The organism is Streptomyces sp. NBC_00091 (assembly GCF_026343185.1).
Taxonomy (GTDB): Bacteria; Actinomycetota; Actinomycetes; order Streptomycetales; family Streptomycetaceae; genus Streptomyces.
In genome coordinates, this window is sequence record NZ_JAPEMA010000001.1 from 5575006 (window position 1) to 5597111 (window position 22106).

Consider the following 22106-nt stretch of genomic DNA (forward strand, 5'->3'; position numbering starts at 1 on the left):
CGCTGCTCAGGCGGTGAACCGGCCCGTGCTGCGGATCTCCGGGAAGTCGGTGGCGGCGCCGTCCAGTTGGAGCGCCCGCGCCAGCCGCAGCTGATCCAGGGTGTTGACCGTCCAGCCCGTCACCCGCAGCCCCGCCGCGTGCGCCGCCTCCACCGTCTCCAGGGTGAGCCGGCGGATGTCCAGGGCGACGGTCCGCGCCCCGGCCGCCAGCGCGAGGTCCACGAGGTCCTCGGCGGCCTCCCCCGGTCGCCGCGGATGCAGGGTCGTCCGTACCCCCGGCGCGCGCCGCGCGACCGCCGCGAGCACCTCGCCGTCGCCGGAGGCCACCTCCACGCGGGAGGTCAGGTCGTGGCGCACGATCAGCTCAGCGAGCGCCGTGGCGGCGGCCCGGTCCTGGACCGACACCTGGAGCGGGACCCGGACGGCGTCCAGGACCTCCTCCAGGACCGGCACGCGCTCGCCCTGACCGGCGTCCAGCGCGCGCAGCTCGGCCAGGGTCAGGTCGGCGACGGCGCCCACGCCGTCGGTGGTGCGGTCCACCTCGGCGTCGTGCAGGACGGCGAGGGCGCCGTCCTTGCTGAGGCGGACGTCCAGCGCGATGACGTCCATCCCGCAGCGTTCGGCGCGGACGAACGACCGCAGGGTGTTCTCCGGCTCGACACCCATGACCCCGCGGTGACCGATGGTGAGGAAAGTCAAGGTTCTCTCGCTTCCGTCGACGGCGGCTCCCCGCGCGGTCGCGGTGTCCCTACCGGCCGCGCGGTGAGGACGCATGCTAGTGCGCCCCGCGCGCGATGGGACCGGTCGTGCAGGGGGTCGCGGAAGCCCTCCGGCCGCTTCCCGCCGGGGCCGTACGGCGCAGGGCGGGCCTCAGCCGCGCGGACACGTCACCCGGGCGTGGGCGCGTCCCCGCCGGCTTGACGCGGGGCCGTCTGCCCGGCCCGCGCCGCGGCCTCCCGGAGGTCGGCCAGCAGGGCCTCGGCCAGCTCCAGCTCCGCCAGGTGCTGCCGCTCGCTCCAGCGCAGCGCGAGCACCGGGAAGGCCCACTCCGGTACGTCCGCCGCGTGCTCCATGGCCTCCCGTACGGCGGCCAGCTCGCCCCGGGTCCGCTCGAGGTGGTCGCCCACCATCGCGCGCAGCCGCTCGGGCTCGGCCAGGTGCCCGAGCCAGATCCGCAGCAGCAGCCCGTGCTTGAGCACCGGCGGCCCGGCCTCCGCGGTGTCCGAGGCCCAGCCGGAGAGGGCTTCGCGCCCCGCGTCGGTGATGGCGTAGCGGCGTTTGGCGCGGACCTCCTCGGGCCCCGAGCGCGCGGAGGCCGCGTACCCCAGGTCCTCCAGCCGCCGCAGTTCCGCGTAGATCTGGCTGATGGCGGGCGACCAGTAGAAGAAGCGCAGGGAGGAGTCCGCCCACTTCTTCAGCTCGTACCCGGTGCGCTCCCCGGGGAACGACAGCAGGCCGAGGACCGCCCACGCGGTCGGCGGGAGGTCTTGCTTCTTCGACGTCTGACTACTAGTCATATTTCTAATCGAAGTAAGACCGGGCACGGGACGCATCCCTGGAGGCATCGTGAAATTCTCCGTGATCTTCGAGGCTCAGCTGGCCGATCCGACCGTGGAACGGGAACACCAGGTCATCCGTGACTGCGTCGAGCAGGCGGTCCTCGCCGAACGCATGGGATTCGACCGGATCTGGGCCGTCGAGCACCACTCGTTGAAGTGGTACGCGCACATGAGCGCCCCAGAGATCTTCCTGACCTGGGTCGCGGCCCGGACGAACACCATACGCATCGGCCACGGCGTCGTGTGCATGCCCTTCAACTTCAACCATCCGGTCCGGGTCGCCGAACGGGCCGCGATGCTCGACCTGCTGTCCGGCGGACGGCTGGACCTGGGCGCCGGGCGCGGCGGCACGGAGCAGGAGACCTCGCTGTGCGGGGTGGACCGGGAGCGCACCACCGCCGAGGTGGAGGAGGCGCTGCGGATCATCGGGCAGGCCTGGCAGGAGGAGGAGCTGGAGTACCACGGAGAGCTGCTGGACATCGACCCGCACCCGATCCTGCCGCGCCCGTCCCAGACTCCGCACCCGCCGCTGTTCCTGGCGTGCAGCCGGGGCGAGACCCTGGTGCAGGCCGCCGAACTGGGCGTCGGCGCCCTGGTGATGGGCTTCGCGGGGCCGGAGTCCATCGCGGGGATGCGGGCGGTGTACGACGCGGCCGTCGCGGGCCGGGACGGCAGCCGCTTCGTGTCCACGGCCGTCAACGACCACTTCTCGGTGCTCTGCCCGACCATCGTCCTCGACGATCCGCGGGAGGCCCGCCGGATCGGTATCCGGGGGCAGCGGTTCTTCGCGCAGTCCATCGGGCACTGGTACGGCGGCGCGGGCGTCCCGGACGAGGCCGTCGTGGCCGGCGCCGACGAGACGGGGGAGATGCGCCGGGCCGCCGAGCAGGTGGTGGCCCGGCTGCACGAGCTGGACATCCCGGTGCGTCCGACCTCCACGGCCACCTTCAACGCCGACCACGCCTACGGGAGCGCCGACGAGGCCATCGCGTACGTGGAGCGGCTGCGGCGGGCGGGCGCGGACGAGGTGATGTGCCTGATCCAGATGGGCACCGTGCCGCAGGAGGCCTGCCTGGAGACCCTGCGGCAGTGGGGCGAGAAGGTCATCCCGCACTTCCGGGACGAGCCCAGCGCGGCCGGGCGGGAGGCCTGAGCCGCCGGCGGGGGCCCGGCCCCGCCGGTCCGCCGGCGGTCTTCCCCGGATTCCCCGCCTTTTCCGGAATGCTCCCGGAGGCACACCGGGCTCTTCAACTACTAGGCGGAGTGGTGGATTCCACCGTGAGTTACGGGAAGACTTCCGGTGGAGTGGGGGGTAACACAGGATAATTTCCCGAGTTACCTCTTGAACGGGAGAGCCTCGCATGCATACGCTGTCTTAACGTGAGGTTCTCCCGTGGAGGAAGTGACATGACGGAAACTCTTGTGCCGGGCACCGGCGGTACCGTGATAACCGCTGGCGCGCGGGTGGTCGACCACCCCGCGTGGCCCGAGCTCAAGGCCGCCGTGGAGGAGATCCGCCCCTGGCAGGCCAAGGACGGCTCGATCGACTTCGAGGCCGCGGGCGCCCCCGCCCGCGCCGACGTCGCGTCCGCCGTGGAGCGGGTCACCGGCGCCGTCGAGGCCCTGTCCCCCCTGCTGCCGCACGCCACCGCGTACCACGCGGCGCTCGTCTCCGACCTGCGCAAGTGGGTCGCCGAGGGCTTCGGGGTCCCGGACTTCCTGGACTCCCTGCTGGCCTTCCACCCGGCTGCCGAGCGCGCCGACGGGCTCCAGCACCTCGTGGTCTTCCCCATGTACACGCAGAACGGCAACCCGGACCGCAACTTCGAGGCCGTCGTCCTGAAGATGGTGTGGCCCGAGTGGCTCGCCGAGCTCGAGCGCACCCGGTACGACAACCCGCTCTTCCTCGGCATCACCTTCGAGGACTTCACCCCGGGCTACGACACCAACTCCGCCGTGCTCTTCCCGGAGACCATCGCCGTCCGCGAGGCCCCCGAGCGCTTCACCTGGGGCGGCATCTTCTGCGACCGCGAGGCCGCCCGGTACCGCAAGGTCACCGAGGCCGCCGTCGACATCCTCGGCATCGAGCTGCCCGAGGACATCGCCCGCATGGTCGAGGACCAGGGGCGCTGCGAGAAGGCCTTCGTCCTGTGGGACATGGTCCACGACCGCACCCACAGCCACGGCGACCTGCCCTTCGACCCCTTCATGATCAAGCAGCGCCAGCCGTTCTGGATGTACGGCCTGGAGGAGCTGCGCTGCGACCTCACCGCCTTCAAGGAGGCCGTGAAGCTGGAGTCCGAGGGCAACGAGCACGGCCGTGACGTGCAGTACGCCGTCCTCTTCGACCGGATGTTCCGCTTCCCGGTCTCCGGCGACCGCAACCGCAACTACGACGGCCTCGGCGGCCAGCTGCTCTTCGCGTACCTCCACAAGCACGACGTCGTGCGCTGGACGGACAACAAGCTGAAGATCGACTGGATGCGTGCCCCGCAGGTCACCAACCAGCTGTGCGCCGAGATCGAGGACCTCTACCGCGCGGGCATCGACCGCCCGAAGCTGGTCCACTGGTTCAAGGCCTACGAGCTGGTCTCCACCTACCTCGCCCCGCACCCGGGCTCCAAGTGGGCCAAGGGTCCCGACGCCCTGGACCTGACGCAGCCGCCGCGCAAGCTGGTGGACGACGTGCTTCCGGACGAGTTTCCCCTCAGCATGTTCTACGAGGCCCTCGCCAAGAAGCTCAAGGGCGTGATCGCCTCCACGAAGGGCATCACGCCCGGGAACGCCGACGACGCCGAGCGGGTCGCCGCGTGAGCGACCGCGCACAGGAGGCTGCACAGATGAACGGCTCCGCAAACGGCAACGGGAAGCTGCACGGAGCGGTCGTGGCGGTGGCGGGGGCCGGCGGGCCCGCCGGCCGCGCCACCCTGCTCCGCCTCGCCGAGGCGGGCGCCGTGGTCGTGGCGTCCGACGCCGACCCGGCACGGCTGGCGGAGGCCGTCGACGCGGCCCGCTACGCCCACGGCGGCGCCACCGTCACCGGTGACACCGTCGACCTGCTCGACCTGGACGCCACCAAGGCCTGGGCCGACCGGACCGAGAAGGAGTTCGGCCGGGTCGACGGGGTCGTCCACCTCGTGGGCGGCTGGCGCGGCAGCAAGACCTTCACCGACGTGGACCTCGCGGACTGGGACTTCCTGGAGAAGCTCCTCATCCGCACCGTCCAGCACACCTCGCTCGCCTTCCACGACGCGCTGCTGCGCAGCGACCGCGGACGCTACGTGCTGATCAGCCAGTCGGGCGCGCACAAGCCGGTCGCCAACAACGCCGCGTACAACGCGGGCAAGGCGGCCGCCGAGGCCTGGACCCTGGCCATGGCGGACTCCTTCCGCAAGGCGGGGGGTGAGGACGGCCCGACCGCCGCGGCTGCGATCCTGGTGATCAAGGCACTGGTGCACGACGCGATGCGCGCCGAGCGTCCCAATGCGAAGTTCGCGGGCTTCACCGACGTCAAGGAGCTGGCCGAGGCCATCGCCGGCGTCTGGGAGCGGCCCGCCTCCGATGTGAACGGACAGCGTCTGTGGCTCACTCCGCAACCGTGAAGACCGATGCCCGCCGCCACCACGACCCGGCGGTGCGCGGTTTCGCGAGCGACAACTACGCGGGGGTGCATCCGGAGATCCTGGAGGCCGTCGCGCTGGCCAACGGCGGCCACCAGGTCGCCTACGGCGAGGACCAGTACACCGAACACCTGCAGAAGATCATCCGCAGCCACTTCGGACCGTACGCGGAGGCATTCCCGGTCTTCAACGGCACCGGCGCGAACGTCACCGCCCTCCAGGCGATGACCGACCGCTGGGGCGCCGTGATCTGCGCCAAGAGCGCCCACATCAACGTGGACGAGGGCGGCGCCCCCGAGCGCATGGCGGGCCTCAAGCTGCTCGCCGTGCCCACCCCGGACGGCAAGCTCACTCCCGAGCTGATCGACCAGGAGGCCTGGGGCTTCGAGGACGAGCACCGGGCGATGCCCCAGGTCGTCTCGATCACCCAGAACACCGAGCTCGGTACGGTCTACACCCCGGACGAGATCAGGGCCATCTGCGAGCACGCCCACGGCCTCGGCATGAAGGTGCACCTCGACGGTGCCCGGATAGCCAACGCCGCGGCCTCGCTCGACGTGCCGATGCGTACCTTCACCAACGCGGTGGGGGTGGACGTGCTCTCGTACGGCGGCACCAAGAACGGCATGATGTTCGGCGAGGCCGTGGTCGTGGTGAACCCGGACGCGGTCCGGCAGATGAAGCACATCCGCAAGATGTCGATGCAGCTCGCCTCGAAGATGCGCTTCGTGTCGGTGCAGCTCGAGGCCCTGCTGGCGAAGGACCTGTGGCTGCGCAACGCCCGCCAGGCCAACGCGATGGCGCAGCGGCTCGCGGCGGGCGTGCGCGAGACCGACGGGGTGGAGATCCTCTACCCGGTGCAGGCCAACGCCGTCTTCGCGAAGCTGCCGCACGAGGTGTCGCGGCGGCTCCAGCAGCGCTACCGCTTCTACTTCTGGGACGAGGCCGCCGGCCACGTCCGCTGGATGTGCGGTTTCGACACCAAGGAAGAGGACGTGGACGGCTTCCTCCAGGCCCTCAAGGAGGAGCTGGCGCGCTAGCCGGCCCTCCGCCCAGAAGTGAATAGATATGCCTCCGGCCGTAGATCTATTGATCTACGGTCGGAGGCATGCCTATGCTCCCGGCCATGCAGCTCATCCAACAGAACCCCGACATCCACGCATACTTGGCCTCTGACGAGGCAATAGACCACTGGCATCCCCTGGTACAGGAAACCGCCGACGCCCTCTGGTCCGCCACCGGCGACGCATATTCATACGCCAAGGCGGCCTTCGAATTCGTCCGGGACACCATCCCGCACTCGGCGGACTCCGGGGACCCGCGCGTCTCCTGGCGCGCCTCCGAGGTACTGGGCACCCGCAACGGCATCTGCTACGCCAAGTCCCACGCCCTCGCCGCCCTGCTGCGCGCCCAGGGCATCCCGGCCGCCCTGTGCTACCAGCTGCTCGGGGACGAAGCCGGGGACAACCTCGTCGTCCACGGGCTTGTCGCCGTCCGGCTGCCCGGATCCGAGACCTGGGCCCGCGTGGACCCCCGCGGCAACAAGCCCGGCGTGGACGCGCAGTTCAGCCTGGACCGCGAGCGGCTCGCCTTCCCCGTCCGCCCCGAGCTCGGCGAGATCGACCACCCCGGGCTGTACGCCGCCCCGCACCCCGCCGCGCTCAAGGCCCTCCAGGAGTCCGCCGACCGGACGGAGCTGTGGCGGAAGCTGCCGACCGCTCTGTGACCCCCGCCGCCGGTACGGGTCCCCGCGCCGGCAGCGTGGCCGTCAGCAGCGGCCCGTCGCACACCCCGGCCACCGCGAACGCCGCCGCCGTCAGCGCGACCGACGGAGCGAACGCCGCCGCCGCGAGGGCCACCCCCGTCCCCGCCATGCCCCAGCGGGCCAGCCGCCCCGGCGCCACGGACGTCATCCGGCCCAGCGTCAGCGACCCGGCCAGCGCACCCACCGCGAAGGCCGTCATCAGCACCCCGCCCGCGCCCGGGCTGCCGAGTCCGGCCGCGAGCAGGACCGAGGTGGCGGCCAGCGCCGCGGCCAGATACCGCCCGAACCCGCCCATCGGCGAACCCCCCTCCGCGCTGGGTGATGTGCCAGGGCGGGATCAGCCCGCTTCCCGCTCCTTGACCTGCGCGGCCGTCGGCGCGGTGCCGCCGAGGTGGGCCGGCAGCCACCAGGAGTCCTCGGAGCCCTGGGGCTTGCCCGGGTAGGCGCTCTGCGCCGCGTCCAGCAGCTCCTGCACGCGCTCGCGCACCCGGCGGGTGATGGCGCCCGCGTACTGGTCGGCGGGAGCCTCCAGCGGCTCGCCGACCCGCATGGTCACCGGGATGTGGCTGCGCTTGAGGTTCTTCGGGCGGCCCTTGGTCCACAGCCGCTGCGTGCCCCACAGGGCCACCGGGATCAGCGGGACCCCGGCCTCCTGCGCCATGCGCGCCGCACCCGACTTGAAGCTCTTGAGGGTGAAGGACTGGGAGATCGTCGCCTCCGGGAACACCCCGATGATCTCGCCGGAACGCAGCGAGTCCAGCGCGTGCTGGTACGCGGTCTCACCCTGCGTGCGGTCCACCGGGATGTGCTTCATCGCGCGCATCAGCGGCCCCGAGACCTTGTGCCGGAACACCGACTCCTTGGCCATGAAGCGGACCAGGCGCTTCTGCGGCCGCGCGGTCAGGCCGGCGAAGATGAAGTCGAGGTAGCCGATGTGGTTCGACACCAGGACCGCCCCGCCCTTGCGCGGGATGTTCTCGGTGCCCTTCATGTCGATCCGGATGTCGAGCGCACGGAACAGGGTGTGCGCGGCACCGATCACTGGGGGGTAGACGAGCTCAGCCATGGTGGGGAGACCCCGCTTTCTGCCTGGGGAGGTGCTCCCGGCCGGAAGTTACGGAAGCGTAGGTACGCGACCATGGGGATCGTGCCCCAAACGCGGCCAGCTGGCCAGCCCAGACGCCCGCGCCCGGGGAGATTCTCGTCACGCGGGGAATGCCGTGCGTCGGACGGGTGCTCGGACCAGGGTACGTACATACGGACAGGGCGGACGGGAGCAGGTGTGCGCGGGCACGGAGAAGCAGTGCGGGGAGCGGGTGGTCACGGGCCCCTGGGCGCCGCCGAGCTGGGACGGGAGCCGGGGGAGCGGGCCAGCCTGGTCCAGTTCTCCAGCGCCTTCTGCCAGCCCTGCCGGGCCACCCGCAGGATCCTCGCCGAAGTCGCCGAAATGGTGGACGGCGTCGCGCACATCGAGATCGACGCCGAGCGCAACCTCGAACTCGTGCGCGCACTCGGCATCGAGAAGACCCCGACCGTGCTCGTCCTGGACGCCGCCGGGCGGATCGTCCGGCGCGCGGCCGGGATGCCGCGCAAGGCGGACGTGATCGCCGCGCTGGGGGCCGCCGTGTGACGAACGCGCCGGTACGCGCGCCCGCACGCAGCGTGACGCGCCTGACATCTGCCCGCTGCGGCTTGACTGTGTACACGTGAGATCGCCAGGCTGGCGGCATGCGGTATGAACTCCTGCTTTACGGGCGGCTCCACGTGGACCTCGTCCGCCACGCGAGCGCGCGCTGTCGGGACCGCTGAACGCCCCCGGCCCCCGATCCCCGACCGCGCCCGCGACCCCCGCGGCAGAAGGAAGCATTCCCATGACGGCCCCGACGGCCCCGCCCGCATCTTTCGGTTCCTTCGACAGCTTTGACGCCGACCGCTCGGCCGGATCCCTGCCCGGTTCGCCCGAGCTGCTGCGCTCGGTCTTCCGGCGGCACGCCGCGGGCGTCGCGGTGATCACCGCGGCGAGCGGGGGCAGGCCCGCCGGCTTCACCGCGACCTCGCTCAACTCCGTCTCCGCCGACCCGCCACTGCTCTCGTTCACCATCGGCACCGGCGCCTCCAGCTGGCCCGCCGTACGGGACAGCGAGTACCTCGGCGTCCACATACTCGGCGAGCACCAGCGGGAGCTGGCCGGGCTCTTCGCGCGCAGCGGCGCCGACCGCTTCGGGCCGGACACCGAGTGGGCCCCGGGCCCGCAGGGCGTGCCGCTGCTGGGCGGGGTGCTGGCGTGGCTGGTGTGCCGGGTGGTGGCGAGGGTGCCCGCCGGTGCGCACCGGGTGGTCATCGCCGAGGCGGTGGCGGGGGACCCGGCGGGGGAGGGGCGCCCCCTCCTCTACCACCAGGGGCGCTTCAACGCGTTGAGGGACTGAATCGTCCCTGCTGGGGCGGGTTCGGGGGGCGTTGGACAGATCACAGTTCAGTGGCCTTGCAACCGGGGAAGACCCACTGTGTACTGACGAGTAACATTCCCTTCGGAGCGCGGGCCGCCCCGACCGGGATCCGCCCGACAAGGCGCCTATGCTGCCTGCACAAGGCGGTATCAGAAAAAAGACGATGCGGTAGGAGAGCCGGCGTGAGCCTGAGGATCGTTGTCTGTGTGAAGTACGTGCCCGACGCCACCGGTGACCGGCACTTCGCCGATGACCTGACCGTGGACCGCGACGACGTCGACGGTCTGCTGTCGGAGCTCGACGAGTACGCCGTCGAGCAGGCGCTGCAGATTGCCGACGAGGCGGACGACGCCGAGATCACCGTCCTGACGGTGGGCCCCGAGGACGCCAAGGACGCGCTGCGCAAGGCGCTGTCGATGGGCGCCGACAAGGCCATCCACGTCGAGGACGACGACCTGCACGGCACCGACGTCATCGGTACCTCGCTGGTCCTCGCGAAGGCGATCGAGAAGGCCGGTTACGACCTGGTCATCACGGGTATGGCCTCGACCGACGGCACCATGGGTGTCCTCCCGGCGATCCTGGCCGAGCGCCTGGGCGTCCCGCAGGTCACCCTGCTCTCCGAGGTCAAGGTCGAGGACGGCACCGTCACGGGCCGCCGCGACGGCGACTCCGCGAGCGAGCAGCTGGAGGCCTCCCTCCCCGCGCTCGTCTCGGTGACGGACCAGTCGGGCGAGGCCCGCTACCCGTCCTTCAAGGGCATCATGGCCGCCAAGAAGAAGCCGGTGGAGTCCTGGGACCTGTCCGACCTGGACCTGGAGGCCGAGGAGGTCGGCCTCGAGGGCGCCTACACCGTGGTCGACTCCGCGGCGCAGCGTCCGGCCCGCACCGCCGGCACGATCGTCAAGGACGAGGGCGAGGGCGGCAAGCAGCTGGCCGAGTTCCTGGCCGGCCAGAAGTTCATCTAAGGACTTCGGTCACCCCTCTCAAGCCCCCAGACACTTCGCAATAGCAGGAGAGCAGTCCCATGGCTGAAGTTCTCGTCTACGTCGACCACGTGGACGGCGCCGTCCGCAAGCCCACCCTCGAGCTGCTGACGCTGGCCCGCCGCGTCGGCGAGCCCGTCGCCGTCGCCCTGGGCGCCGGTGCCGAGGCCACCGCCGCCGTGCTCGCCGAGCACGGTGCCGTCAAGGTCCTCACCGCGGACGCCCCCGAGTTCACCGACTACCTCGTCGTACCGAAGGTGGACGCGCTCCAGGCCGCGTACGAGTCTGTGTCCACCGCAGGTTCCCTGGCCGCCGTGCTCGTCCCGTCCTCCGCCGAGGGCAAGGAGATCGCCGCGCGCCTCGCCGTGCGCATCGGCTCCGGCATCATCACCGACGCCATCGACCTGGAGGCCGGTGACGAGGGTCCGGTCGCGACGCAGGCCGCCTTCGCCGCGTCGTTCACCACCAAGTCCCGCGTCTCCAAGGGCACCCCGGTCATCACCGTGAAGCCGAACTCGGCCCCGGTCGAGGCCGCCCCGGCCGCCGGCGCCGTCGAGGCGCTCGCCGTCACCTTCGGCGCCCTGGCCACCGGCACCAAGGTCGTCTCCCGCACCCCGCGCGAGTCCACCGGCCGTCCGGAGCTGACCGAGGCCGCGATCGTCGTCTCCGGCGGCCGTGGCGTCAACGGTGCGGAGAACTTCCACATCATCGAGGACCTCGCGGACTCCCTCGGTGCGGCGGTCGGCGCCTCGCGTGCCGCCGTCGACGCCGGCTGGTACCCGCACTCCAACCAGGTCGGCCAGACCGGCAAGTCGGTCTCCCCGCAGCTGTACATCGCCTCCGGCATCTCGGGCGCGATCCAGCACCGGGCCGGCATGCAGACCTCGAAGACCATCGTGGCCATCAACAAGGACGCCGAGGCCCCGATCTTCGACCTGGTCGACTACGGCGTGGTCGGCGACCTCTTCGAGGTCGTCCCGCAGCTGACCGGCGAGATCAAGGCGCGCAAGGGCTAAAACCCGCGCTTGGTCCCTGACCTGCGTATCTCTCCGTCTTCGGGGCCGTGTGGTGATTGTCACCGCACGGCCCCGAGTCGTTTGTCCCAGGCGGTGGAGGGACCATTGACTGAGCGGAACCCCGTGGCTAAATTCTGCTATGCGGATCTAAGCTTCCGTGAAGCGGAAAAGAGGAGAGTGCACGATGGGTCAGCAGGAGAAGGTGGCGACGAGCCTCGCAGGCGCGGTCAGCGAGGGCATCAGCGCCTCCCTGGCGCCGGTGGACGCGGAACTCGCGCGTCACTACCCGGGCGACCCCGGCACCCGTCAGCCCATCCACACCGTCTACGTGCCCGGTGACGTCTTCGCCGCCGACACCATCCGCTCCTGGGGCGACCAGGCCCTCGCGGCCATGGACGAGCACGCCCCCGACGCGGCCACCTTCGCCAAGGTACTCGGCATCTCCGACGAGCTGGCCGTACCCGTCTACGAGCGCGTCCGTGCCAAGCTCGCCTCCGAGCCCATCGAGGACCTCCGGGTGGACTTCGAGGACGGCTTCGGCGTCCGCTCCGACGAGGAGGAGGACCAGGCCGCGGCCCGCGCCGCCCGCCTCGTCTCGGAGGCGTTCGCCAACGGCACGAACGCCCCGTACATGGGCATCCGCATGAAGTGCATGGAGTCCAACGTCCGCGACCGCGGCATCCGCACCACCGACATCTTCCTGTCCGGCCTGCTGGAGCACGGCGGCCTGCCCGAGGGCCTCGTCCTCACCCTGCCCAAGGTCACCTACGCCGAGCAGGTCAGCGCCTTCGTCAAGCTGCTGGAGGCCTTCGAGACCACCCGCGGCCTGCGCCCGGGCCGCATCGGCTTCGAGATCCAGATCGAGACCAGCCAGTCCATCCTCGCCTCGGACGGCACCGCCACCGTGGCCCGGATGATCGAGGCCGCCAAGGGCCGCGCCACCGGCCTGCACTACGGCACGTTCGACTACAGCGCCTGCGTCGGCGTCTCCGCCGCCTACCAGGCCAGCGACCACCCCGCCGCCGACCACGCGAAGGCGATCATGCAGGTCGCCGCCGCCGGCACCGGCGTACGCGTCTCCGACGGCTCGACCAACGTGCTGCCCATCGGCACCACCGAGAAGGTCCACGAGGGCTGGAAGCTGCACTACGGCCTCACCCGCCGCGCCCTGGCCCGCGCCTACTACCAGGGCTGGGACATGCACCCGGCGCACCTGCCGACCCGTTACGCGGCCGTCTTCACCTTCTACCGCGAGGGCCTGGAGGCCGCCGCCGCGCGCCTGAAGGCGTACGTGGCCAAGATCGAGGGCGACGTGATGGACGAGCCCGCCACCGCCAAGGCCCTGGCCGGCTACCTGGTCCGCGGCCTCGACTGCGGCGCCGTCGGCGCCGAGGAGGTCACCGCCCTCACCGGCCTGACCCGCGCCGAACTGGACGCCTTCGCCATCCCCCGCCGCTCGGCGACCCTGACGGCGACCGCCTGATCCTGCCGTACCCGCGAGGCCCGCCCGGTTCCCCGGGCGGGCCTCGTGGCGTCTCAGGGGGCGCGGACCAGCCACAGCCGCAGGGTGCCGTCGATGTGTGCGGACGTCAGGAGGGTGCCGTCGGGGGAGAAGGCCACGGAGGTGACGCCCGTGAGGGTGCGCCCGACAGGCTGCCCCGTGGACAGGTCCCACAGTTGCCCGGTGCCGTCGTAGCCCACCGTGGCCAGGAGCCGTCCGTCGGGCGCCAGGGCGAGGTGCGCGCACCGGTGCAGACGGCCGGTCAGGGGCTCGGCGACGGGCTCCCCGGTCCAGGGGTCGGAAATCGAGACGGCTGCGCCGTCGTCCTCGATCAGGGCCATGATGTGGGCGTCCGAGGAGAAGGCCGCCTTGCCCGCCTCGGTGCGACGGCCGACGAGCCGTCGGCGCGCGGTGTCCCAGAGGAGCACTTCCTTGCCGAGGACGGCGAGCAGTCGACTGTCCGGAGAGAACACGACCTCCGTGCGCGGACCCGGGCGAACAGGATTGAAGGGGCCCTCCACCGGTACCAGCGTGCGGGCGTCGTGGACGGTCACCTGGCCGTCGAGGGTGGTCAGGGCCAGGAGCCGCCCGTCGGGGGAGTAGGCCACGTGGGAGGCCATGGACAGCCGGGCGTGGCCGGACCGGACCATCAGAGGGTCGTGGGAGGACCAGATGCCCGGCTCCGGGCCCTGGCCGCCGAAGTCCACACCCCAGGCCCGCGTCCCTGTCGGAACGTCCAGCTGGGCGGTCAGCTGCCAGGCTGCCGGATCCCATACCAGGAGCCGGACGGCGTCGGCGACCGCGATGATCCGGCGCCCGTCGGGCGCGAACCGGACGTGGGCTAGGGGCTGGCCGTTCCCCTCCAGCGGCGGCAGCACCACCGCGTGGTGGTGCCGCACTGCGGCGGCGACCACGGCTCCCGCGAGCGGAGCGTGGGAAGCGGCGTCGGCCGGTCGCTGGTGCAGGAGGACGGTCTTGTCGTCGCTCGCGGTGGCCAGTGTCCGGCCGTCCGGGGAGAAGGCGACGGCGTTGACGGCCAGGGTGTGACCGCCGAGGGCCTTCCCGACCTGCCTGCCCGTCGTGGTGTCCCACAGCCGCACGGTCCTGTCGTCGCTCGCGGTCGCCAGCAGGCGGCCGTCCGGCGAGAAGGCCACGGCATTGACCTGATCGTCGTGCCCGGCGAGCACCGGTCCGACCTGTCGGCCGGTGGCTGCGTCCCACAGACGGGCGGTGGTGTCGGGGCTTCCCGTGGCCAGCAGGCGGTCGTCCGGCGAGTAGGCCAGAGCCCGGACGTTGTCGGAGTGCCCGGTCAGGGGCGCGCCGACGGGCATCCCGGTGCGGGTGTCCCACTGCTGCACGTCGGCGAAACCATTGGCGACGGCCAACAGCCGCCCGTCCGAGGAGAAGACGAGGGCGTCCGCGTCCCGGCTGTAGGAGACGTGCGGCGGACCCAGGGGTGTGTCCGTGTCCAGATCCCGGACCCGGCAGACGCCCCCTTCGAGCATGGTGCCGAGCAGGCGGCCCTTCGAGGTGAAGCCGAGGCTGCTGAAACGGATTCCGGGATTCGATGTGCCGAACAGCACGCCTGTCTCTGGGCTCCAGTTGCGTGGGAGGCCGTCATCGGACAGCGTGGCGACACGGTTTCCGAGAGGGGAGAACGCCACCTGGATGACGGGAGCGGGCTCGGGGGAGTCGGCGAGAATGCTCACGGCACGGCCGGTGGAGGTGTCCCACAGCCGGACCGTCCCGTCGTTGCCCGCCGAGGCCACGGTGCGGCCGTCGGGGGAGAAGGCCAGTTGCCAGATCAGGCGGCTGTGGCCGACGAGCCGGTGCGCGATCCGGAACTCCCCGTCTCCCGAAGGCTCCTCGGTGGGAGGCGCGGGAGGCGAGGGCGCCGGGGCCGCGCGGACCGCCCCACCGGGTTCCAGCGCCGCCAGCCTGCGCCAGCGGCGCCGCCAGGGTTCCAGCTCCGGTGCGTTGTGCGGCGGGACGGGCCGCTCCAGGCCGGACTCGTCGTAGGCGTGGAGGATCCGCACCAGCGCCATCAGCCGGTCGAGGCCCACCAGCCGCTTGCCGCGGAACGCGTCGCTCTGGGTGGACACCGGGAGCCGGATCCCGGTCTGCGGTCTCGCCGCGCGGGCGGCCAGGTCACGGTACGAACGCCTGCCGCGCTCGATCCGCAACTGCCGCAAGTCCGCCGCGAAGGCTTCGAGTTCTTCCCTGAATGCGGGCACGCTGTCCATCACCGCACAGGTTAGGGCCGTACGGACGGCTGCGCCGGACGATCCCGAACAGTGCAGAACAGGGCCCGTGTCCGGGGGCGTTCGGCGGTGGTCCGGGTTCGTTCGGCGGATGCCGCCCGGGGAGGCTGGGCGCGCTGAAAATCGGGGCATGACCACACCCCCGGACACCGATCCGCCCCTCCTGACCCTGCACGCCGCCGTCGTACTGCTCGGCGCCCTGCTCACCGGCTTCGTCGCCGGCGGGCTGAGCTACCTCGGCGGGGTGCCCGTCCCGCTCGCCGTGCTGGCCGGGCTCGGAGCGGCCGGCGGGGCCGTGCCGGTGCTGCGGACGCTCATCCGCTGACCGGCGGGAGTTCGCCCGAGCCGCGGGGGATGAGGCGGGTGGGGAGTTCGATGCGGGACGGGGGCAGGGTGGCGCCCGCCAGGCGCTGGAAGAGCCGGTCGGTGGCCACCCGGCCCAGGGCCGCCGCGTCCTGCGCGACCACCGTGACGCCCGGCCGCAGCAGGTCGGCCAGCTCGAAGTCGTCGAAGCCGACCAGCGCCACCGGCCGGGGCAGGGCCGCGAGGACCCGTACGACGGTGACGGTGACCCGGTTGTTGCCGGCGAAGAAGGCGGTGACCGGCTCCGGGCCCGCCAGCATCGCGCGGGCCGCCCCCGCCACCCGCTCCGGAGCCGTCGAGCCGAGGGACACCCAGGCCTCGGCGACCGGCAGGCCCGCCCGCTCCATCGCCTCCCGGTAGCCGCGCAGGCGTTCCGTGGCGGTGTGGATGCGGGGGTGGTCGCCGATGAAGCCGATCCGCCGGTGCCCGGCCGCGATCAGGTGCGCCACCCCGTCCCGGGCGCCGCCGAAGCTGTCCGACAGGACCACGTCCGCCTCGATCCCGCCGGCCGGACGGTCCACGAACACGGTGGCCACCCCCGCCCGGATCTCCGGCTCCAGGTAGCGGTGGTCGTCCCCGGCGGGGATCACGATCAGCCCGTCCACCCGGCGGGCACACAGCGCGAGCGCCAACTCCCGCTCGCGGTCCGGGTCCTCGGCGCTGGAACCGTTGATGAGCAGGGCCCCGTGGGTGCGGGCCACCTCCTCCACGGCCCGGTTGAGCGGACCGTAGAAGGGGTCGGCCAGGTCCTCGAGGACCAGGCCCACGGTGGCGGTACGGCCCTTGCGCAGGACCCGGGCGCTGTCGTTGCGCCGGAAACCGAGCGCCTCGATGGCCTCCTGCACCCGCCGCTCGGTGTCGGGGGTCACCCCCGGCTCGCCGTTGACGACCCGCGACACCGTCTTCAGGCCGACACCCGCCTGGGCCGCCACGTCCTTCATGGTCGGCCGGTTGCCGTAGCGGGGCTCGGACGGGCGGCGGGTCTGCGGCACGGCGGGGAAACCTCCGGAGGTGGCGGGTGGCGCGGAAGGGCTCCGAACTCGGCTGTGATCTCGGCTCCGACCTTGAGCATAAGCACTTGGCCGGTGAGCGGGTTTCCGTGGCAGGGTGGGGCGGGCAAGCCACTGGGGGCTTCGGAGGCGAGCCAATGGGAGAGGGGTAGACGTGATTGTCTGGATCAACGGCACTTTCGGTGCCGGGAAGACCAGCACGGCCCGCGAACTGGCCGGACTCCTTCCGGACAGCAGCCTGTACGACCCGGAGCTCACAGGCGACGCGCTGCGCCGGCTCCTGCCCGCCAAACGCCTCGCGGAGGTCGACGACTACCAGGACCTGCCGAGCTGGCGGCGGCTCGTCGTGGACACGGCGGCCGCGATGCTGGCGGAGCTGGGCGGGGTGCTGGTCGTCCCGATGACGCTGCTGCGCCAGGAGTACCGCGACGAGATCTTCGGCGCTCTCGCGGCGCGCCGGATCCCGGTGCGGCACGTACTGCTCGCCCCGGAGGAAACGATCCTTCGCGAGCGCATCGCGACCCGGCAGGAGCCGGGGGCGCCGGAGGTGGTGGACGTACGGGTCCGCCAGTGGGCGTACGACCACATCCCCGCCTACCAGCAGGCGCTGGGGTGGCTGACCGCCGACGCGCACGTCATCGACAACGGGCGGCTGACGGTACGGGAGACGGCGCAGCGGATCGCCGAGGCCGTACGGACCGACGCGGCGACGGTCTGCGACATCGTGCAGACCCCGGAGCCGACGCGCGAGACGGTGGCGGCGGGGGTGCTGCTCTTCGACGACCGGGACCGGGTACTCCTCGTGGATCCGACGTACAAGCCGGGCTGGGAGTTCCCGGGCGGCGTGGTCGAGGCGGGCGAGGCGCCGGCCCGCGCGGGCGTACGGGAGGTCGCGGAGGAGCTGGGCCTGACCCTGGAGCAGGTCCCGGAGCTGCTGGTGGTCGACTGGGAACCGCCCTGCTCCCCGGCGTACGGGGGGCTGCGGCTGCTGTTCGACGGCGGGCGGCTGTCGGAGCCGGAGACCGCGCGCCTGCGGCTGCCCGGCCCCGAACTGCGGGCCTGGCGCTTCGTCACGGAGCAGGAGGCCGCCGGGCTGCTGCCGCCGCAGCGCTACGAACGGCTCCGCTGGGCCCTGCGCGCCCGCGAACGCGGCCGCCCCCTCTACCTGGAGGCGGGCCGCCCCACCCCGTGAGCGCGGGGCGGGGCGGCATCGCGTCGGCCGGACCGAGAGGCGGCGTACCGCGCCCGCCGTGAGCGCGGTGTCAGGCGCTCGCCGGGACGGCCTCCGCCGCCTCGCGGAGTGCCGTCGCCGTGTCGGTCGTCCAGGGGTCGCCGTGGCCGAAGCAGGCCACGGCCGGGGCCAGCGCGGCCAGTCGGCGGAACGAGGCGACGGCCTGCTCGCGGTCGACGTTGAAGACGCCCAGCATCACCTGGCCCACCCCCGCCACGCTGTCCCCCGTGAAGAGGACCCCGTGCCGGGGAAGGTGCACGCCGATGCTGCCCGGAGTGTGCCCCGGGGCGTGGACCACCACCGCCCCGTCGCCGAACGGCAGCACCTCGCCGTCCTCCAGCTCCCGGTCGACCCGGGTCGGCGGGGCCTGCGGGACGACCGTCAGGGCGTGTGTGTACAGCGGGAGTTCCCAGTCCAGCAGCACCGGCTCGGGGACCGGCAGGTCGCCGCGGACCACCGGGGCGTCCAGCCGGTGCGCCAGCACCTGCGCGCCCCAGCGGAGCGCCAGTTCACCGGCCGCGCCGACGTGGTCGCCGTGGCAGTGCGTGAGCACGATCCGCTCCAGCCGCTCGGGCTCCAGCCCGAGGGAACGTATCGCCCCCTCGATCTCGGCGGCGGAGCCGGCATGGCCGGCGTCGATCAGGGTGAGGGCCCCGCCGTCCTGCCAGAGGTAGGCCTGGCCGACGGGGAAGCGCAGCATGTGGAGCCGGTCGGGGAGTACTTCTACAAGATCCATACGGTGAACGTACGCACCCGTAACCGCCGTTCGCACGCGACTTCGCCGGGAGCGGAGTACGCCCAGGGCGCACTGCGCCCTGGGCGTACAACACGCGGCCCACAGGCCGTCAAATGCTCTTGGACTCCGCGTAGTTCACCAGGAAGAGGGCCTCGGCGACCGACAGCCGCTCCAGCTCCTCGGGGGACACGCTCTCGTTCACCGCGTGGATCTGCGCCTCCGGCTCGCTCAGCCCGATCAGCAGCATCTCCGCCTCCGGGTACAGAGAGGTCAGCGTGTTGCACAGCGGGATCGACCCGCCCATGCCGCTGATCTGCATCTCCTGGCCGTCGTACGCCTCCCGCAGGGCCGCCGCCATCGACGCGTACGCCGGGCTGCTCGTGTCCGCCTGGAAGGGCTGGCCCTGGCCCACGACCTCGAGCTCCACGCGCGCCTTCCAGGGGGTGTGCGCCACCAGGTGCGCCTCCAGCAGCTTGATGGCCGCGGCGGTGTCCACACCCGGCGGCACGCGCAGGCTGATCAGCGCACCCGCGCTCGCGTGCACCGAGGGGGTCGCGCCGACCACCGGCGGGCAGTCGATGCCGAGCACGGTGACGGCGGGACGGGCCCACAGCCGGTCCGCGATGGAGCCCTCACCGATCAGCTCGACCCCGTCCAGCACCTTGGCGTCTGAGCGGAAGTCCGCCTCCGGGTACTGCAGGCCCTCCCACACGGCGTCCGAGGCCAGACCGTCCACGGTCGTCGAACCGTCCTCGGAGCGCAGCGAGTCCAGCAGGCGGATCAGCGCGGCGAGCGCGTCCGGGGCGACGCCGCCGAACATGCCGGAGTGCAGGTTCCCGCCCAGCGTGTCGATCTTGACCTTGACCAGGGTCATCCCGCGCAGGGTCGCCGTGACCGTCGGCAGGCCGAGGCGGAAGTTGCCGGCGTCGCCGATGACGATGGTGTCGGCGGTCAGCAGCTCGGGGTGCGCCTCGGCGTACTGCTGGAGGCCGCCGGTGCCCTGCTCCTCCGAGCCCTCGACGATCACCTTCACGCTCACCGGCACCCCGCCGTTGGCCTTCAGCGCGCGCAGCGCCAGCAGGTGCATGATGAAGCCGCCCTTGCAGTCGGCGGCCCCGCGCCCGTACCAGCGGCCGTCGCGCTCGGTCAGCTCGAAGGCGGGGGAGATCCAGGCGGAGTCGTCCAGCGGCGGCTGCACGTCGTAGTGCGCGTACAGCAGCACGGTCGGGGCACCCTCGGGACCGGGCAGGAACCCGTACACCGACTGGGTGCCGTCCGGGGTGTCGAGCAGCTCCACGTCCTGGAAGCCCTCGGTGCGCAGGGCGTCGGCCACCCAGTTCGCGGCGGCCTGGCTCTCGCTCTGCGGGAACTGCGCCCAGTCCGCGACCGACTGGAAGGCCACCAGCTCGGTCAGCTCCGTCTTGGCGCGGGGCATCAGCGAGGCGATGGTCTCGGCGATCGGATTCTGGGACATGGGCACGCTCCTCGTGGGTGCGACGTTGTTGTCAGTGCCGGGGTACGGCACGTACAAGGCGAAAGACAGTCACGATCCTCGCACAGAGGGACGAGGCGGCCGCTCGCCGTAGGATTTCCACGGCATCGGAGCAACCGGGTGATCAGGAGCAGCAGCACATCGTGAGCAGCGACGACGACGTGAACGGCGCAAGCGCAGGGCAGACCGCTCGGGGGGCGGACGGGGCGACGCCGGCCGGGCAGGCCGGGGGCGGGGCCGAGGAGACCGCGGCGGGCGCGGTCGAGGGGCCGGCCGAAGGGGAGGCGCCTCTCGAAGGGGAGGCGGCGCTCGAAGAGGTGGCGGCCGGAGAGGCCACCGGCGCCGCCGGCGAGGTGTGGGACGTCGTCGTGGTCGGCGCCGGACCGGCCGGCGCGTCGGCGGCCCACGCGGCGGCGACCGCGGGGCGGCGCGTCCTGCTGCTGGAGAAGGCCGAGCTGCCCCGGTACAAGACCTGCGGCGGCGGCATCATCGGCCCCTCGCGCGACGCCCTGCCCCCGGGCTTCGTCCTGCCCTTCAAGGACCGGATCCACGCGGTCACCTTCTCCCTGAACGGGAAGCTGACCCGCACCCGGCGCTCGAAGAACATGCTGTTCGGGCTCATCAACCGGCCCGAGTTCGACGCGGCGCTGGTCGCCGAGGCCGAGAAGGCCGGCGCGACCCTCCGTACGGGCACGGCCGTGGCCCGTGTCGAGCAGCACGGCGCGGCCGTGCCCGACCGGCGTACGGTCGCCGTCGTGCTCGCGGACGGCGAGACCGTGCTGGCCCGGGCCGTGGTCGGCGCCGACGGCAGCGCCAGCCGGATCGGCGCCCACGTCGGGGTGGAGATGGACCAGGTCGACCTCGGCCTGGAGGCGGAGATCCCGGTCCCGCCGACGGTGGCCGAGGACTGGAAGGGGCGCGTCCTGATCGACTGGGGGCCGCTGCCCGGCAGTTACGGCTGGGTCTTCCCCAAGGGCGACACCCTCACCGTCGGGGTCATCTCGGCGAAGGGCGAGGGCGCCGCGACCAAGCGGTACCTCGACGACTTCATCGCCCGGCTGGGCCTGGCCGGCTTCGAACCGGCCGTCTCCTCTGGACATCTGACGCGCTGCCGCAAGCCCGGTTCGCCGCTTTCGCGCGGCCGGGTGCTGGTGGCGGGTGACGCGGCCGGACTGCTGGAGCCGTGGACCCGGGAGGGCATCTCCTTCGCGCTGCGCTCGGGACGGCTCGCGGGGGAGTGGGCGGTCAAGATCTCCGAGGCGCAGGACGCGGTGGACGCGCGCCGTCAGGCGCTCAACTACGCCTTCGCGGTCAAGGCCGGGCTGGGTGTGGAAATGGGCGTCGGCAAGCGGATGCTGACCGTCTTCGAGTCCCGTCCGGGGATGATTCACGCGGCGATCACGGGCCTGCGGCCCGCCTGGCTGGCCTTCGCCCGCATCACGCGCGGCTCGATGACGCTGGCCGACATGGTCCGCACGTACCCGCTGGCCCGCAAGGCGCTGCACCTGCTGGACGCCCGCCAGGCGCGGAGCGGCCGGGGCTAGGGGTGTCCGGCGGATTCCGGCCGGGCCCCTGTGGGGCCGGCCGGATCAGCGGGACACCGTGAGGCGGAAGACCGGGTGGTCCGCGGCGGCCGCCCGGAGTTCGGCGTCCGTGGACTTCGCGGTGACGCCCTGGAAGAAGCGGTTGACCTCCCAGCCCCACTTCTCCAGGTAGGTGCGCAGTACGGCCGCCTTCTGCGCCGGGTCGGTCAGCTCCACGACGGTGAAGGTGCGGACCTTGCGCCCCACGCGCAGCTCGCCGCCGCCCGCCACGCGCATGTTGCGGACCCACTGGGAGTGGCCGCGGGCCGAGACGAGGTACTGGGCGTCCTCATGGGTGTGCGGGTTGACGGGGATGCGCTGCATCTGGCCGGAGGTACGGCCGCGCACCGACAGCTCGGCGGTACCGGCCAGGCTGACGCCGAGGCGGGCCAGCTTGCCGAACAGGGCGTTGAGGCGGACGGCGAAGGGGCCGGCCTGGACGTAGTAGGGGGCGGGCGCGTTCATGGTGACCTCCGGGATGCTGCGGATCGGCAATTCGAGAGCACTGCTCTCGCTTGAGATCAGTGTGCACGGAT

At 72.3% G+C, this 22106-nt stretch carries 22 protein-coding genes; 13 read left to right on the forward strand and 9 right to left on the reverse strand.

From position 1 onward, the window contains the following. Window positions 1–6 precede the first annotated feature (6 nt). Entirely contained in the window at window positions 7–699 is a 693-nt protein-coding gene (locus OOK34_RS25700) for a glycerophosphodiester phosphodiesterase family protein (protein ID WP_267036218.1), read from the reverse strand. A 188-nt stretch (window positions 700–887) separates the two neighbouring features. Then, entirely contained in the window at window positions 888–1517 is a 630-nt protein-coding gene (locus tag OOK34_RS25705) for a PadR family transcriptional regulator (RefSeq protein WP_267036219.1), read from the reverse strand. 49 nt (window positions 1518–1566) lie between these two features. On the opposite strand from OOK34_RS25705, the gene OOK34_RS25710 reads away from it, so the two are divergent. The 5 genes from OOK34_RS25710 (at window position 1567) to OOK34_RS25730 (ending at window position 6905) form a co-directional block, all read left to right on the forward strand. Continuing rightward, on the forward strand, window positions 1567–2712 hold the full coding sequence (locus OOK34_RS25710; RefSeq protein WP_267036220.1) for an LLM class flavin-dependent oxidoreductase: 1146 nt from the start codon (window positions 1567–1569) through the stop codon (window positions 2710–2712). Between the two features lie 254 nt (window positions 2713–2966). Further along, complete coding sequence (locus tag OOK34_RS25715; RefSeq protein WP_267036221.1) at window positions 2967–4373, forward strand: DUF6421 family protein; 1407 nt, start codon at window positions 2967–2969, stop codon at window positions 4371–4373. Window positions 4374–4399: 26 nt separating this feature from the next. Further along, window positions 4400–5161 (forward strand): SDR family oxidoreductase, encoded by a 762-nt coding sequence (locus tag OOK34_RS25720; RefSeq protein ID WP_267036222.1) that lies wholly within the window; start codon window positions 4400–4402, stop codon window positions 5159–5161. Continuing rightward, window positions 5158–6219 carry a low specificity L-threonine aldolase gene (locus tag OOK34_RS25725; protein WP_267036223.1) on the forward strand — a complete coding sequence of 354 codons (1062 nt, stop codon included), beginning with the start codon at window positions 5158–5160 and terminating at the stop codon, window positions 6217–6219. The genes OOK34_RS25720 and OOK34_RS25725 overlap by 4 nt, the downstream gene beginning before the upstream one ends. An 86-nt stretch (window positions 6220–6305) precedes the next feature. Next, complete coding sequence (locus OOK34_RS25730) at window positions 6306–6905, forward strand: transglutaminase family protein (RefSeq protein WP_267036224.1); 600 nt, start codon at window positions 6306–6308, stop codon at window positions 6903–6905. Here the strand turns inward: OOK34_RS25730 and OOK34_RS25735 are convergent. Further along, window positions 6841–7239, reverse strand: coding sequence for a hypothetical protein (locus OOK34_RS25735; RefSeq protein ID WP_267036225.1), 399 nt, complete (start codon window positions 7237–7239; stop codon window positions 6841–6843). The two genes, OOK34_RS25730 and OOK34_RS25735, sit on opposite strands and share 65 nt — an antisense overlap. Before the next feature lie 42 nt (window positions 7240–7281). Continuing rightward, window positions 7282–8010, reverse strand: coding sequence for a 1-acyl-sn-glycerol-3-phosphate acyltransferase (locus OOK34_RS25740; RefSeq protein WP_267036226.1), 729 nt, complete (start codon window positions 8008–8010; stop codon window positions 7282–7284). A gap of 237 nt (window positions 8011–8247) precedes the next feature. Here OOK34_RS25740 and OOK34_RS25745 point away from each other — a divergent pair, with 237 nt between their 5' ends. The 5 genes from OOK34_RS25745 (at window position 8248) to OOK34_RS25765 (ending at window position 12876) form a co-directional block, all read left to right on the forward strand. Then, window positions 8248–8574 (forward strand): thioredoxin family protein, encoded by a 327-nt coding sequence (locus OOK34_RS25745; RefSeq protein ID WP_267036227.1) that lies wholly within the window; start codon window positions 8248–8250, stop codon window positions 8572–8574. 241 nt (window positions 8575–8815) lie between these two features. Then, window positions 8816–9370, forward strand: coding sequence for a flavin reductase family protein (locus tag OOK34_RS25750; RefSeq protein ID WP_267036228.1), 555 nt, complete (start codon window positions 8816–8818; stop codon window positions 9368–9370). A 203-nt stretch (window positions 9371–9573) separates the two neighbouring features. Next, window positions 9574–10359 (forward strand): electron transfer flavoprotein subunit beta/FixA family protein, encoded by a 786-nt coding sequence (locus OOK34_RS25755; RefSeq protein WP_267036229.1) that lies wholly within the window; start codon window positions 9574–9576, stop codon window positions 10357–10359. Window positions 10360–10418: 59 nt separating this feature from the next. After that, complete coding sequence (locus tag OOK34_RS25760) at window positions 10419–11393, forward strand: electron transfer flavoprotein subunit alpha/FixB family protein (protein WP_267036230.1); 975 nt, start codon at window positions 10419–10421, stop codon at window positions 11391–11393. A 184-nt stretch (window positions 11394–11577) separates the two neighbouring features. Further along, window positions 11578–12876: an aldolase/citrate lyase family protein gene (locus OOK34_RS25765; protein WP_267036231.1), complete on the forward strand. Its 1299-nt coding sequence runs from the start codon at window positions 11578–11580 to the stop codon at window positions 12874–12876. A gap of 53 nt (window positions 12877–12929) precedes the next feature. Here OOK34_RS25765 and OOK34_RS25770 read toward each other — a convergent pair whose 3' ends face one another. Further along, a complete protein-coding gene (locus OOK34_RS25770; protein ID WP_267036232.1) occupies window positions 12930–15137 on the reverse strand; it encodes a WD40 repeat domain-containing protein in 2208 nt (735 codons plus the stop codon). Window positions 15138–15285: 148 nt separating this feature from the next. On the opposite strand from OOK34_RS25770, the gene OOK34_RS25775 reads away from it, so the two are divergent. Beyond that, window positions 15286–15480 carry a hypothetical protein gene (locus OOK34_RS25775; protein WP_267036233.1) on the forward strand — a complete coding sequence of 65 codons (195 nt, stop codon included), beginning with the start codon at window positions 15286–15288 and terminating at the stop codon, window positions 15478–15480. Here the strand turns inward: OOK34_RS25775 and OOK34_RS25780 are convergent. Continuing rightward, window positions 15470–16459 (reverse strand): LacI family DNA-binding transcriptional regulator, encoded by a 990-nt coding sequence (locus OOK34_RS25780; protein ID WP_267036905.1) that lies wholly within the window; start codon window positions 16457–16459, stop codon window positions 15470–15472. The two genes, OOK34_RS25775 and OOK34_RS25780, sit on opposite strands and share 11 nt — an antisense overlap. A 223-nt stretch (window positions 16460–16682) precedes the next feature. On the opposite strand from OOK34_RS25780, the gene OOK34_RS25785 reads away from it, so the two are divergent. Continuing rightward, the gene (locus tag OOK34_RS25785; RefSeq protein WP_267036234.1) at window positions 16683–17720 is read left to right on the forward strand and encodes an NUDIX hydrolase; all 1038 of its coding nucleotides are present in this window, start codon (window positions 16683–16685) and stop codon (window positions 17718–17720) included. A 70-nt stretch (window positions 17721–17790) separates the two neighbouring features. Here the strand turns inward: OOK34_RS25785 and OOK34_RS25790 are convergent, their stop codons facing one another. Next, on the reverse strand, window positions 17791–18495 hold the full coding sequence (locus tag OOK34_RS25790) for an MBL fold metallo-hydrolase (RefSeq protein ID WP_267036235.1): 705 nt from the start codon (window positions 18493–18495) through the stop codon (window positions 17791–17793). Window positions 18496–18604: 109 nt separating this feature from the next. Then, window positions 18605–19969 carry a dipeptidase gene (locus tag OOK34_RS25795; protein WP_267036236.1) on the reverse strand — a complete coding sequence of 455 codons (1365 nt, stop codon included), beginning with the start codon at window positions 19967–19969 and terminating at the stop codon, window positions 18605–18607. Between the two features lie 335 nt (window positions 19970–20304). Here OOK34_RS25795 and OOK34_RS25800 point away from each other — a divergent pair, with 335 nt between their 5' ends. After that, the gene (locus tag OOK34_RS25800) at window positions 20305–21531 is read left to right on the forward strand and encodes a geranylgeranyl reductase family protein (RefSeq protein WP_267036906.1); all 1227 of its coding nucleotides are present in this window, start codon (window positions 20305–20307) and stop codon (window positions 21529–21531) included. A 45-nt stretch (window positions 21532–21576) separates the two neighbouring features. Here the strand turns inward: OOK34_RS25800 and OOK34_RS25805 are convergent, their stop codons facing one another. After that, a complete protein-coding gene (locus OOK34_RS25805) occupies window positions 21577–22035 on the reverse strand; it encodes a nitroreductase/quinone reductase family protein (RefSeq protein WP_267036237.1) in 459 nt (152 codons plus the stop codon). Between the last annotated feature and the right edge of the window lie 71 nt (window positions 22036–22106).